We start from the raw sequence: 15,090 nt of genomic DNA, 5'->3' as shown, positions 1-15,090 counted from the left end.
TGTGTCCAAAATATTTACTTAGGGCCAAAGTGTCAATATCATATAATAAGTATTAAAGTATATATTTTGATGAATACTTTATTAATACGCCTAATGGTGAGGTAGTTGTAAAAATGATTAGGCTTGAATAAATAAGCATATCTAGAATTATACTATGATATGTAGTAAACAGTAAAAGAAAGGGTATGCATAATATGAAGGATAAAATAATATATAACCTTACAAAATCTATTGAAGTGGATAAAAAGGATGACTTAAACCATACTATACCTGAAGTTAATCAAATATATATTAATTTAAGCCAGCTTAAGCGTAATTTTAATATTCTTCGTAGTCTAATTAACCCTGATACAAAGTTTATGGCGGTTTTAAAGGGGGATGCCTGTGGACATGGAATGATACCTATTGCAAATGAGTTAATAAATTATAAATGTGATGCATTTGGTGTTGCTAGGTTAAGTGAAGCTCTTACTTTAAGAGAAGCTAATATTGAAATTCCTATTATGCTACTTTCACCCATTATGCCATCTCAAGTTTCATGGGTTATTAGATATAACATTATTCCTATGGTAGATAATGCAGAAGTAGTAAAGGCTTTAGATAAATGGGCATCTGAAAAAAATAAAATAGTTAATGTACATGTAAAGATAAATACAGGTTTAAATAGGTATGGAGTAAATCCAAAAGAAGCGCTAAATTTTATTCGTGAAATTCATGAATCATATTCTCATGTGACAGTAGGGGGAATATATACTCACTTTCAGAATCCGGAGAATGATGAAGAGTTTACTCATAAACAAATTGAATGTTTTAATAATGTTCTAAGTCAGCTTGAAAAACAAGATTTGAGACCTAAAATAGTTCATGCAGCTGGTACTACTGGTATAATCAAATATCCTGAAGCACATTATAACATGGTACGTTGTGGAATAGGATTATATGGTTTGGAGCATGCAAAAGGTGAAAAGAATTATCCAGAGGGAATAAATCCATTGATAACATTAAAGGGTCGTATTATAAAGATTAGAACAATAAAAGCAGGTGATCGTGGGGGATATGGTAATAAATTTATAGCAAAAAGAGATTCTATAGTGGCTGTTATAGATAGTGGATATGGTGATGGAGTTAGCTATGGTTGGAAGGAAGTTTTGATAGCAGGAAAAAGGGTTTCTGTAGTGAATTATTTCATGGATGGTCTGTTGGTAGACATTTCTGGGTTAGAAGAAACAGTTAGAATATTTGATGAGGCTATAATTATTGGAAATCAAGGGTGCGAAAATATAAGTTGGTTGGAGGCTTGTGAACATATTGGATCCTATCCGGAGGAACAGATTCAACGTATGACTGAAAGGGTACCTAGAAAATATTTTTATGAATAGAGGAAAATAATATTGAATAATAAATATGTGTTTACTTAATAATAATCTTGTATAGAGTTAAAGTTGAAAAAGGAGGTAAATATAATGTTTAAACATGAAAAACCGCTGCTTAGAGAAGTCAAGGTGGAGAAAATCAACCCCCAGTATGCTACATTGATGCAGGAACAGCTTGGAGGTGCAAATGGTGAGCTTAAGGCAGCACTTCAATATCTTTCACAAAGTTTTAGAATAAAAGACCCTGCAATTCATGATTTATTTATTGATATTGCAGCAGAAGAGTTAAGCCATATGGAGATGGTAGCTCAAACAATCAATTTATTAAACGGTCATGAGGTAGATTATAATAAAACTGTGGCAGGTGAGATAGAAACGCATACTTTAACAGGTCTTGCACCAAGTCTTATAAATTCATCAGGTCATCCATGGACAGCAGATTATATAAATGTAACAGGGGATATAGCAGCAGATTTACTATCAGATATAGCAGCTGAACAAAGGGCAAAAGTTGTGTATGAATATTTATATCGTCAAATTAATGATAAATATGTAAAAGAAACTATAGATTTTCTACTAAATAGGGAAGAAGCACATAATGCGCTTTTTAGAGAAGCATTAAATAAAGTGCAAAATAGCGCATCTAATAAGAATTTTGGTGTAACTAAGGACTCTAAACTTTACTTCGATTTATCCACTCCAGGAAGGTATTTTGATGATCCAGAACCAACACCACCTAGTTTCGAAAATCCACGTAAAGATACAAAAATTTGATTTATATACAAGAATACTTCAGTAATAGCAATTGGGGTATTTTTTTATTTAATAACCCAATTAAAAAAAGATTATACTAAGCTACATATAAAAGCAGTATAAGTAGAATTAAGATGACTATAGATTAAGAAATTTAGAACATTTAAAAGTAAAAACAATACAAAAAAGTTTAATTATTTAAGGGCAAAATGATATATCTAAAATTAATATGCATATACATTTCTCATGTAGCTAGAGAATATGTAATCGAGGCATTAATAAATATATCAGGGGGAGATAATTTTATTTATGAAAAAATATAAATATTTATTTGCTAAATTGCTAAGTGTTTTACTAAGTGTATTTGTTTTATCACTGATATCATGTTCTAATAATAGTAAAGGAAAAGAGTATGTATTAGAAAGTGGTGAAGATGATTCTAATTTTGTGCAATTAACTAAAATTAATGATAATGTCTGGATGCATACAACATACTATACCTATAATGAAAGTAGAACTTTATCAAATGGCTTATTGATTTTAACCTCTGAAGGAGTAGTATTAGTAGATACTCCTTGGACTAATGATCAAACAAAAGAATTAATTAAATTAACAAAGGAAAAATTTAAGAAAGATATTACTGCAGCAGTAATAACACATGCTCATATAGATAAAATTGGTGGAATTAAAACATTATTAGATAATAAAATAGATGTGAAATCTACCCCATTAACAGCACAGCTAGCTGAAAAGTATGGTTTTGATAAACCTAATCCTTCCATTACTAATGATGATGAAATATTAGAGTTCGGAAAAACTAAGGTAGAGGTATATTTCCCTGGTAAAGGACATACCATTGATAATATCGTTGTTTGGCTACCAGAAGACAAGATTTTATTTGGTGGATGCATTCTAAAGTCAGTGGAATCTAATTCTATTGGAAATATAACAGATGCAGATGTAGAAGAATGGCCTAATTCTATTGAAAATTTGATGGATAAGTTTTCTAATTCAGAAATAGTCATAACATCACATGGAAGTTGGGGAAATAAACAGATATTAACGCATACTCTTGACTTGTTAAAAAAGTATAAAAATATGTGATAATAATCTCATTTATGTTTAAGAATCTGTAAAGAATTTAGTGTATTCTTTTGGATATTTCTAATGTATAATACACTCACTTATTGGTGATAATATACATTAGAAAAACAATATGTGGAACTTTAATGTTTAAGTATATCTTAACTTAAAGTTCTTTTTATTATGAAGCTTTTTCAAGGGGATAATAAAACTATATTTAATTGATTTATTATAATAATTTTCTGCAAACTATAATTGCACATAATTTACTATATATGTAAACTGTGTGATTAAGTTTTGTATACAGCTATAAATATTTATTTAACAAATATATTAATTGGAAGTAAAATGAAAAAAATATTACTTTTTAATGACTATATTTAACTTAACATATTACGTGTATTGAAAAATTCTAATAATAATTATATAATTAAGCAAACTAAGTAATCTACAAGTTGATTTTTAGGGAGAAGATATATGAAAAAAAATAAGGATAAGCCTATAAAGAAAATGAAAAGAATTAACTGGAAATCCATAATAGGACTTATGGTATTTGGATTAATTTTTACTGCAGTAACAGCACCTATAATTTTACTTTATGGACCTTTTGAAAATGCAAAGAAAACTTTTGTTGGGTCAGCAATGGCAACAATGAGCCATAAATGGATGGCAACAATGTTTTTATCACAGGAGAGAATAGATGAAATTTTAGGAACAAATAAAAAAGTTGAAGATACAACACAGCAAGATAGTAGTCTTATTGAAATTCCTAAGAAGAAGGATGATACTATAGTTCGTTATGACTTAAATGATAATCCAAAGTTTAAAGGATATGTTTTATTAATAAGCGATCCTACTAGAGTAAAAGTAGGGGTGTCATCAAAGTTAGGGGAAAAAGGTGAGACAGTTTCTGCAATTGCAGAAAGATATGATGCAGTAGCAGCTATAAATGGTGGATATTTTACTGATGCAGAAGGGACAGAAAAGTGGACATCAAATGGAGGTATTCCAACAGGATTTTTAATGTCAGAAGGAAAAGTTTTACAAAACATTGATTCAGCAAATAAAGGACCAATTCTTGCAATTACTAAAGAAGGAAAGCTGTTAATTGGTGAAAGAAGTGTCTCTGAATTATTAGAAAAAAAGGATAATGATGGAGATAATGTTACAGAAGCAATGAGCTATGTAACCACATTAGTTAAAAACGGTAGTTCTTGTGAAATAGAAAAAGATGAGGGATCATCGCCAAGGACTATGATAGGGCAAACTAAGAATGGGACTATAGTTTTAGCTGTTCTAGATTCTAAGTTGCCAGGAGGAAGAATTTGTGCTAGCTTAAAGGAAGCGCAAGATGTAATGATTAAGTATGGGTGTTATAATGCAGTAAACTTAGATGGAGGTAAATCCACAACTATGTATCTTAATGGGGAAGTGATTAATAATCCTTCATATGCACTAGGTGAAAGACCAATTGCATCAGGATTTATAGTAAAATAACGAGAGTGAGGTAACAATATGAAAAGGTTTATAAAGTTATTTATTTGTGCAATGCTCTCAATCATAATTCAATGTGGAGTATTACTATATTTGGACAAGGTACTTTTAAAAGAATCATCTGAGTTTACTTCGGAAAAAGTAGATATTACTGTTAAAAGTGTAGATACAGACGTATCTATACCAACAAATGCGGAAAAGATTCAAGTTTCTTTTAATGGAAGATATATTACATACTTCATAGACAATAAGCTTATGATAATTAATACAAAGACAGCAGAAGTTAAACAAATATTAGCTAATACAGAAATACTTGATACTGAATGGGTACCAAATAATAACATAATGTTAGTAGTAGAAAATTTATCTGGAAAACTTAATGTAAAAACTTATAATGCTAGTAATGGAGTTGAGCAGCCAGTAAAAGAAATATCTAATTATCAAAAGAGTATGCAAGTTAATGCCTTTATTTCAAGTTCAACAGAATATATATCTGTAAATAGGGGGAAAAGTACTGATATTTACAGAATTGATATTAACAATGATATGAAGGTGCTAGATGAAGATGTATCAGTACTAGGAAGTGCTAAAGTTTTTTGGGATGAAGATGTATTTATATATGGAGATGCTTTAAATAAAAATTTCTACAGATACACTAATGGGAAAAACACTAAGTTAAATCTAGGAAATACAAGCAATTTAGTTCTTTTAGCTGCTACAAATAGTAAGATGTATATGGGAGAATTGTCTGGAGAGAAGATAGTTAAAATAATCTATGGAGACGATCAAACAAATATATCTACATGGAAAACTGAAATTTTAGAAAAACCGAAGGATATTAAGGACATATATATTGATGATAAGAGTGAGATATTAGTTAATGATAATCTTCAAGGAAAGGTTAAAAATATTACAACAGGTGACACTATAACCTACGAAGGAAAGTTTATTTCAGTTAATGATAAAGTTGTTTGTTCTTCTGATAATGGAAAGATTTATTTGAAGAGTACAAAAGATGTAGATAAAAAACAATAAACTATTAGTTATAATTTGAGGAGGCTGTTGCATATTGCAACAGCCTCTTATTTATAGAATTGTTAAAATCAGTATAATGATTAATTCACTATAATTCATTATTAGTATTACTAATAATGAAACTACGGAAAGAACTAGCAGAAGGTGAAATATATTTATTTTTAACGGAAGCCATATAAATATATCTTTTAATCAGAGGATTAGTGATATGTAATACTTTAACATCAAAATTCTTAATTAAATAAATATTAGGAACTATGGCAATTCCATAATTAATACTTACAAGTCCTAAAATAGCGCTATCTTCTTCTACTTCACAAATTACTTTAGGTGTTATATTAACCTTATTAAATAGATTATCAATATGAGGACGCATACCACTTTCCTTATTAAAAAATATGAAAGGGTATTTCTCTAAATATTTCAAATCTACAGTATCTTGTGAAGCCAATTCATGATTTTTTGAAACAACTAAAACTAACTCTTCTTCTAAGATAGGAATAAAATCAATATCATCCTCATTTTCCATAAAGGAACAAAAGCCTAAATCAAATTTTTCGCTTTTTAATCCTTCAATGATCTTTTTTGTAGTACCTTGAAAAAGTGAAAAAGATATATTTTTATATTCTTCATTACTTAAAAAGTCCTTCATAAGGTTTGGCATAATATGTGAACCTAATGTATAAATAAAACCTAAATCAATTGTTCCAGTAGAAGAACTTGTTAAACCTCGTAATTTCTTTTCTCCAATTTCTAATTCATTAAGAGCATTCTCTACATATCCTAGGAAAAAGAGACCGTATTTAGTTAAACGTATGTTTCTGCCTTGCTTTTCGAATAGATATGTACCTAAATCTTTTTCTAAAGTTGAAATAGCATGACTTAAACTTGGCTGAGTAATTGATAGTTCTTTAGCTGCTTGAGTGTAGTGTTCAGTTTTAGCTAATACTCTAAAATAATGCAAATGATTCAAATTCATTTTTTATTAATCCTCTCACAATAGTATTTAAATAATTTTTTTAAAGATAGTATAACATTATTGATAGATAAAATCTATCAATAATACTTAAAAAATGCATTAGATTAATAGATAAATACATATTAAAATAAAAATATAAGAAATAAAGGTTTATTTTGTTGGCAAAGCAAGTTAATTTTTTATCAAACAAGAGAAATGTAAAAGATAGGGAGAATGACAAATGAAAAAATTCAATAATATTTTTACACCACTAACAGTAAAGACTATGACTATAAAAAATAGAATAGTAATGCCTCCTATGGGAACAAATTATGGAGGAACAAATGGAGAATTTACGGAAGAGCATATAAAATATTATGAACAAAGGGCAAAGGGTGGAACAGGATTAATAATTATTGAGAATGTTTGTGTAGATTTTACAATGGGATCTAATGGGACAACTCAAATAAGACTTGATCATGATAAATATATTCCAGGGTTATACAAATTAACTGAGAGATTACATAAGCATGGTGCGTGTGCGTCCATACAAATAAATCATTCAGGAGCGTCAGCAGTTCCAGCTAGAATGGAAGGTAGAACACCAGTATCTTCCTCAGATATTCCATCAAAAACTGGAGGAGCTGTACCAAGAGCTTTAACTAAAGAAGAAATTTTAGATATAGTAGAAAAATATGCAGCAGCAGCTAAAAGAGCTCAAATGGCAGGATTTGATGCTGTAGAAATACATGCAGGGCATTCATATTTAATATGTCAATTCCTATCACCTGTATACAATAAGCGTACTGATGAATTTGGTGGTAGCATTGAAAACAGAGCTAGATTTGCGAGAATGATAATAGATGCAGTTAGAAGAGAAGTTGGACCAATGTTTCCAATTATGCTAAGAGTTAGTGCAGAAGAATTTATTGAAGGCGGAAATACTTTAGAAGATACATTAGAAATATTACAATATTTAAATGATGAAGTAGATATATTCAATGTTTCATCTGCATTAAATGATTCAATACAATATCAAATAGATGCAATGTATTTAGAAGATGGATGGCGTTCTTATATGGCTAAGGCTGTAAAAGATAAATTTAATAAGCCAGTTATAACAACAGGAAATATAAGAAATCCTCAGGTTGCTGATGATATACTAAAAGAAGGAAAAGCTGACTTAATTGGAATGGGACGTGGTCTTATAGCTGAGCCTAATTGGGCGAATAAAGTTCAATCAGGAAAAGAAGATACATTAAGAAAATGTATATCATGTAATATAGGATGTGCAGGTCACAGAATCGGATTAAATAGACCAATTAGATGCACAATAAATCCAGATGTTATAAATGAAGATACTCTTGAAAATAGAAAAGTAAACAAACAAACTAATGTTGTTGTTATTGGGGGAGGAACTGCTGGACTTGAAGCAGCTTGTACTGCTGCAGAAGCTGGAAGTACAACATTCCTACTTGAACAAAAGGCATATTTAGGTGGATTAGCTAGAGAAATAGCTAAGTTACCAGCTAAGGATAGAATAAATGATTTTCCTGACTATTTAATAAATAGAGCTAAGAATTTAAAAAATTTAATTACATTTACAAACACAACAGCTTCAGTTGAATTAGTAGAAAATTTAAAACCAGATGTAATAATAAATGCTACAGGATCTAAGCCATTACTTCCACCAATTACAGGATTATTAGATCGTATAGATAAACAAGAAAAGATTCAATCAATATTTGGATTAATTAAAAATGTTGAAATGTTTAAGAATTTAGATTTAAAAGGTAAGAAGATAGCAGTAGTCGGCGGAGGCGCTGTTGGATTAGATGTAGTAGAATTCTTTACTGAAAAAGATGCAGAAGTAACAATAATAGAAAGATTACCGGTTCTTGGACGTGATTTAGATATAGTTACAAAAGTTCAAATGATGACTATGGTAGAAGAGAATAAAGTAAATGTTATGACAGATACATCACTTCTTGAAGTTAAAGATAATAGTTTTAAGGTAAATAGGGATGGAAAAGATCAGGAAATAGAATTTGACTATGGATTTGTATGTCTTGGTATGAGATCAGAAACACCAATTCTTGCGAGTTTACAAGAAAAGTTTGCAGATACAGGCGTTGAAGTAATTAACATTGGCGACAGCTTGAGAGCTAGAAGAATAATAGATGGAACACAAGAGGGAAGATATACTACAATTAATGTATTAGAAAAGTTAAATTTAATATAAAACATAAAATAAATTTATAAGTTATCTAGACATATTGAAAATATAATAAATAGATTTTAAAAATATCACTATTATAAAAAATAGTGATATTTTTTTATAAACAATAAACTAATTATAATAGTTTAAGATGTAGTAGATAAAAATATATTATGATATATGGAGTGATATATAGAAGATTTCTATAAATAATCACTATAAAATGAATTGGAATATTAAGAAAGTTTAAAATATAATTAGATTATAAGAAATGTTAAATATTTAACTAGATTGTTAAAAGTAAAGCAATATAATAAATTAAAAAACTAAGGAGAATGAAAAAATGGAAAAACGTATTACAGGATATACAACTTTAATAGGATTATTGGCAACTCCAATAAAGCACACTAGTTCACCAAAAATGCACAATGAAGCTTTTTCTTATTTAGGACTTGATTATGCATATCTTGCATTTGAAGTAGGCCCTGATAGATTAGAAGATGCAGTAAAAGGATTAAAGGCAATGCAAGCTCGTGGATGTAATGTGTCAATGCCTAATAAGACAATCATTCATGAATATTTAGATAAGCTTTCTCCAGCAGCAGAACTTACAGGTGCAGTTAATACTGTAGTAAACGATAATGGTGTATTAACAGGGCATATTACAGATGGAGTTGGATACATGACTTCATTAAAAGATAAGGGCTTTGATGCTATAGGAAAGAAGATGACTATAGTAGGAGCAGGTGGAGCAGCTACTGCAATAGAAGTTCAAGCAGCATTAGATGGTGTTAGAGAATTATCAATATTCAATAAAAAAGATGCCTTCTATGATAGAGCAGTACAAACAGTAAAAGATATTAATGAAAAAACAAATTGTAAAGCTACACTATTTGATTTAGATGACAAGGAAGCTTTAAGAAGAGAGATTGCAGATAGTGATATTTTCACAAATGCAACAGGCGTAGGAATGAAACCTTTAGAAGGTCAAACTTATGTTGAAAAGGATATGTTACGTCCTGACCTAATTGTAACCGATGTTGTGTACATGCCAACAAAAACAAGATTACTAGAAATAGCAGAAGAGATTGGATGTCCAACAATGAACGGTCTTGGTATGATGTTATTTCAAGGAGCAAAAGCATTTGAACTTTGGACTGGTAAGGAAATGCCAATTGAACATATGAAGGAATTTTTAGGTATTAAATAGTATTTAATTTTAGTCTGTGTCAGTAATAATGTATAAAAACAAAAAATATTGATTTACAAAGGAGAAAATATGAAGAATAAATATACGTCAACGGCAATAGCAATGTATATTAACTATTTTGTGCATGGTATGGGAGCTATAATACTAGCACAAAACATGACTTATTTAACAGAGCAGTTACATACAGATAAAGCAGGAGTTTCATATATTATATCAGCACTTGGTATAGGGAGATTAATTGTTTTATATATTTCTGGTGTTCTATCCGATAAGTTTGGAAGAAAGCCATTTATTTACTTAGGAATGATAACTTATATTATATTTTTCGCAGGAATTTTATTAAGTCCAAATGTTACTGTAGCATTTATTTTTGCATTACTTGCTGGTGTAGCAAATTCATTCTTAGATGCAGGAACATATCCAGCTTTAATGGAATGTTATCCAAAAGCTACTGGTACAGCTAGTGTTATGATTAAAGCATTTATATCAGCAGGTCAATTTACATTACCAATTGTTATTGGATTTTTAGTTAGTAATGGATTATATTTTGGATATTCATTTATATTCTGTATAATAATATTTGTACTAAATGGAATATTCTTAATAAAAAGAGTTTTCCCAGTTGCCAATGAGGTTAAAGCTACGGAATCAGTTGAAGAAATTAAATCTGAGGATGAAATGAAACATAAGCCAAACTTCTGGATTGAAGGAATCAGTCTTATTATAATTGGATTTACTGCAACAGCTACATTTTTAGTTGTTCAAGTATGGTTACCTCAGTATGGTAAAGAAGTTGCTGGTATGATTGATACTGCTTCATTAAAATTAATTAGTTATTATAGTTTAGGTAGTATTTCAGCAGTAGTAGTTACATCAGTTCTTGTTAAGAATTTAATAAAACCAGTAAGGTTTGTAGTTATATATCCATTAATATCATTAGTTACACTTATGGTTCTTTGGATGTTCCCAACACCAACAACTTGCATGATTGGTGCATTTTCAATAGGATTTTCAGCTGCTGGTGGAGTACTTCAATTAGCTCTTGCAGCGATGTCAGACTTATTCCCTACAAGTAAGGGTAAAATAACTGGAATGGTATATACAGCTTCAAGTATAGCAAGTTTTGCAGTTCCAGCCATTACAGGTATTATATCAAAAACTAGCATGAGCAATATAATTTTATTTGATGCAGGAGTTACTGCTTTAGGAATTGTATTGGGTATAATAGTGAATATAAGATATAATATAATGATGAAGAGTAACTAAAGCCTGATAAAGTTAACATAAACAAGTATTAGGAGGATAAGTATGGAGAAGATAGTAACAGTTAGAGATATAAAAATTGGTGAAGAAATTCCTAAAATTTGCGTTCCTATAGTAGGAAAGACAAAAGAAGAACTTATAGAAGAAGTTGCTGCCCTAAAAGGAATTAGTTTAGATATAGTTGAATGGCGTGTTGATTTTTATGAAAAAGTGGAAGATATACAAGCTGTTAAAGAAGTTCTTGGAGACTTAAGAAAGCTTCTTGAAAACACACCTATATTATTTACATTCCGTAGTTTAAAAGAAGGTGGAGAAAAAGAAGTATCTACAAACTACTATGCAGAATTAAATAAGGAAATTGCAGCTACTAAATTAGTAGATTTAGTTGACGTAGAACTTTTCACTGGTGATGAAGTTGTTAAAGATATAGTTGATTCTGCACATGCTTCTGGCATTAAGGTAGTAATGTCAAATCATGATTTCTTTAAAACTCCATCACAAGAAGAAATAGTATCAAGGCTTAGAAAGATGCAAGATTTAGGGGCGGATTTACCAAAGATTGCAGTAATGCCTCAAAATAAAAAAGATGTACTAGTACTACTTTCAGCTACAAATGAAATGGTAGAAAACTATGCAAATAGGCCAATAATTACTATGTCTATGGCAGGAACTGGTGTTATAAGCAGACTTGCAGGAGAAGTATTTGGTTCTGCATTAACATTTGGAGCAGCTAAAAAAGCTTCAGCTCCTGGTCAAATAGCTGTTAAGGATTTACGTACAGTACTTGATATATTACATAATAGCATTAAGTAATATAAATTTAGTGAAAGGAGTGTCGATAAATTCGGCACTCTTTTATATAAATAATAGATAATTTTTATTAACTTTAGAAAATATATAAGATGAATACTAGAAATTTGATGTAATTACTTTACAAGATGACATTGCTTCATAGTTCAAAATAGTATTTTGAATATTTGGTTAACAGAGGAGGAATGTGGTGATGTTTAAGAATACTTATTTAAAAACAGCACTGGGAATATACATAAGTTACTGTATGTTAGGTATGATCGTTATTTTGCTTTCGTCAAATATGTCATTTGTAACAAAGCAATTTAATACAGATGCGGCTGGGATTAGTTTTTTAATTTCTATAGAAGGTTTAGTTCGTTCAGCTACATTGTATATTAGTGGAAAAATGTCGGATAAATATGGAAGAAAGAAAATTCTTTGTTTATCTCCAGTATTTGCAGTCATTTTTTTAGTTGGAATACCTCTTGCTCCAAGTTATGAGATAGCTATGATATTATCAGTATTTGCAGGTATATCTCATGCTTTTATGGATGCTTCAAGTTATCCTTCACTTATAGAATGTTTTCCTAAAACTCCAGGTACAGCTACAGTTGTAATAAAAGCATTTATAGCTATAGGGGGAATAATGCTGCCAATAATAATAGGCTTTTTTGTAGATAAAAATATGTTTTATGGATATACATTTTTCTTAATAGCATTAATATTTTCACTAGATGGCTTATTTTTGCTTACTAGAAAGTTCCCAAAGGCAAATGAAGTAGAAGTTTCTGATGATGGTACAGAATTAATGGAAAATAAATTTAAATCTCAGCCAATATTAAAAAAGGAAGGTATAGCTCTTATAATAATAGGATTTACATCTAATTCTATATATACTGGATTTCAAATGTGGATGCCTACTTTCGGTCAAAATATTTTAGGTCTGAATCAGATAGAGTCATTAAAACTAATAACTTACTATAGTATAGGAGCACTTGTTTCAGTTGGCATTCTAGCAAAACTTTTACAAAAGACAGTAAAACCTATAGTGATATTAGTTGTATACCCAATAATAGGATTAGTTACTCTCATATTAATATTGTTAATTAGGTCAGAAATATGTACCATAGTTGGATTTTTCTTAATAGGCTTATCATCAGCAGGAGTATTACAAATGGCTCAAACCACTATGGGAGAATTGTTCTGGAAAAAGAAAGGGGAAACAATCGCATTAGTTTCTACTGCTGGAGGAATATCGGCAGCAGTTATTCCGGCTTTAACAGGAATGATTTTAAGGCATTATGGAATTTTAAATGTATTCTATTTTATGATAGTTATTTTTATAGTTGGTATATCATCTGCAATCTTTGCAAAATTAAGATACAATAAAATTGTAATAAAATAATTAATACCCAATATAATTAGTTTATATTGGGTATTAATTATTTTATGCTTTTATATGTCTAGCCTTATCTGATATTTTAGGCATTACTATAGATAAAACTAGAGATAATATGGATATAATCATAAGTATCATAAAGAGAACATGTATAGAACTATTTAAAGAAAGTTTTATCTGTTCATTAGTAACAGCTGTATTTAAGGTGGTGGAGTTATAGAGGTTACTTGGATCTACTCCTGATATGCCTATGTTAGTAAAATACTTAACTATATATAAATTAAATATACTACCAAATACACTTACACCAATTGTTTGGCCTAGGGTTCTAAGAAGGGAATTAGTAGCTGTTGCAGCACCTCTTTTGCTGTAGTCTACTGATTCTTGGATAATTATAGTTAATGTAGTGAAAGCTCCACCAAAGCCAATTCCCATTATAGAAATATATAAGAGTACTAGTAGTAGTGAAGAATTTATTCCAAGGGTAGGTAGTAGTATTGTGCTAATAAGTAAAATAACATTAGAAATTAGTGTTATTGTTTTTCCGCCATGCTTTACTATACATTTTCCTAAAATAACTGAGGCTATAAGCCAGAAGATTGACATTGGAGCAAGAGCTAATCCTGAAATTTTTGCACTAAAATCTAGAACATTTTGCATGTAGATTGGAAGATAAACATCTGCTCCTATAAGTATAGCTGAGAGCAAAAAGCTTATTATATTTACAATTGTACTTGACTTTGTAAATATATCAAAAGGCACAATTGGTTCTTTTGCTTTTCTTTCAATTTTATAGAAAAGTAATAACAATATAATAGTCAATAATGTTGATATTACAATGAATATGCTATTAATATTTGCGTTTTTAGTTGATAAAAAAATATTTAAGAATATAACCATTGCTAATGATAAAGTAATAATTCCTCCAAAGTCTATGTTGTGTTTTTTCTTCTCAAAGTTTTCTTTTAAGTTTTTCTGAAGGAGAATAATTGATAATATTCCAAAAGGAATGTTTATAAAAAATATCCAGTGCCAAGATAACTTATCTATTAATATTCCTCCTAAAAATGGCCCTACAAGGCTTGCTATTCCCCATACAGAGCTTATGCCTCCTTGTACTTTTGGTCTTTCTTCAATAGTAAATATATCTCCAATGATTGTATATGTAACAGTAAACATTGCTCCGGCCCCTAGTCCTTGAAGTGCGCGGAATGCAATTAACATATACATATTTTGAGATAATCCACATAAAAAGCTTCCAACTAAAAATATTATTATTCCTATGGATAAGATATTTTTTCTACCATATAAATCTGATAATTTACCATAGATAGGAGTGGAAATTGCAGAAGTTAATAAATATATTGAAAAAACTGAACTGATTATTTCAAATCCTTGTAAATCTTTAACTATAGTTGGAATAGCAGTAGTTACGACTGTTCCTTCAACAGCGCCTAAGAACATTGCAACCATTAATGCTATTACTATATTTCTTTTTCTTAAATCCATACT

At 29.7% G+C, this 15,090-nt stretch carries 12 protein-coding genes; 10 read left to right on the top strand and 2 right to left on the bottom strand.

The features are described from left to right. Window positions 1-194 precede the first annotated feature (194 nt). From alr to H9661_RS04445, 5 genes are all read left to right on the top strand, one after another. Window positions 195-1,379, top strand: a complete 1,185-nt coding sequence (gene alr, locus H9661_RS04465; protein ID WP_191767804.1) for an alanine racemase — start codon at window positions 195-197, stop codon at window positions 1,377-1,379. 84 nt (window positions 1,380-1,463) lie between these two features. Beyond that, window positions 1,464-2,147: a manganese catalase family protein gene (locus H9661_RS04460; RefSeq protein ID WP_143315572.1), complete on the top strand. Its 684-nt coding sequence runs from the start codon at window positions 1,464-1,466 to the stop codon at window positions 2,145-2,147. A gap of 288 nt (window positions 2,148-2,435) precedes the next feature. Continuing rightward, complete coding sequence (bla, locus tag H9661_RS04455; protein ID WP_143315570.1) at window positions 2,436-3,230, top strand: subclass B1 metallo-beta-lactamase; 795 nt, start codon at window positions 2,436-2,438, stop codon at window positions 3,228-3,230. Window positions 3,231-3,686: 456 nt separating this feature from the next. Beyond that, window positions 3,687-4,706: a phosphodiester glycosidase family protein gene (locus H9661_RS04450; RefSeq protein WP_143315568.1), complete on the top strand. Its 1,020-nt coding sequence runs from the start codon at window positions 3,687-3,689 to the stop codon at window positions 4,704-4,706. Between the two features lie 18 nt (window positions 4,707-4,724). Then, window positions 4,725-5,738, top strand: a complete 1,014-nt coding sequence (locus tag H9661_RS04445; RefSeq protein ID WP_143315566.1) for a hypothetical protein — start codon at window positions 4,725-4,727, stop codon at window positions 5,736-5,738. A gap of 88 nt (window positions 5,739-5,826) precedes the next feature. On the opposite strand, the gene H9661_RS04440 is transcribed toward H9661_RS04445, so the two are convergent. Beyond that, window positions 5,827-6,717 (bottom strand): LysR family transcriptional regulator, encoded by an 891-nt coding sequence (locus tag H9661_RS04440; protein ID WP_143315564.1) that lies wholly within the window; start codon window positions 6,715-6,717, stop codon window positions 5,827-5,829. A gap of 220 nt (window positions 6,718-6,937) precedes the next feature. Between H9661_RS04440 and H9661_RS04435 the strand changes: the two genes are divergently transcribed. The 5 genes from H9661_RS04435 (at window position 6,938) to H9661_RS04415 (ending at window position 13,584) form a co-directional block, all read left to right on the top strand. After that, on the top strand, window positions 6,938-8,938 hold the full coding sequence (locus tag H9661_RS04435) for an NAD(P)/FAD-dependent oxidoreductase (protein WP_191767803.1): 2,001 nt from the start codon (window positions 6,938-6,940) through the stop codon (window positions 8,936-8,938). A 319-nt stretch (window positions 8,939-9,257) separates the two neighbouring features. After that, entirely contained in the window at window positions 9,258-10,124 is an 867-nt protein-coding gene (locus H9661_RS04430; RefSeq protein WP_143315562.1) for a shikimate dehydrogenase, read from the top strand. Between the two features lie 69 nt (window positions 10,125-10,193). Next, entirely contained in the window at window positions 10,194-11,390 is a 1,197-nt protein-coding gene (locus H9661_RS04425; protein WP_191767802.1) for an MFS transporter, read from the top strand. 42 nt (window positions 11,391-11,432) lie between these two features. Next, the gene (aroD, locus tag H9661_RS04420) at window positions 11,433-12,200 is read left to right on the top strand and encodes a type I 3-dehydroquinate dehydratase (protein WP_143315558.1); all 768 of its coding nucleotides are present in this window, start codon (window positions 11,433-11,435) and stop codon (window positions 12,198-12,200) included. A gap of 190 nt (window positions 12,201-12,390) precedes the next feature. Then, a complete protein-coding gene (locus H9661_RS04415) occupies window positions 12,391-13,584 on the top strand; it encodes an MFS transporter (protein ID WP_143315556.1) in 1,194 nt (397 codons plus the stop codon). A 42-nt stretch (window positions 13,585-13,626) separates the two neighbouring features. On the opposite strand, the gene H9661_RS04410 is transcribed toward H9661_RS04415, so the two are convergent. Next, window positions 13,627-15,087: an MDR family MFS transporter gene (locus H9661_RS04410; RefSeq protein ID WP_191767801.1), complete on the bottom strand. Its 1,461-nt coding sequence runs from the start codon at window positions 15,085-15,087 to the stop codon at window positions 13,627-13,629. Between the last annotated feature and the right edge of the window lie 3 nt (window positions 15,088-15,090).

It is taken from the genome of Clostridium cibarium, assembly GCF_014836335.1.
In the GTDB taxonomy this organism is placed as follows: Bacteria; Bacillota; Clostridia; order Clostridiales; family Clostridiaceae; genus Clostridium; species Clostridium cibarium.
This window is presented reverse-complemented; position numbering and strand designations above follow the sequence as displayed.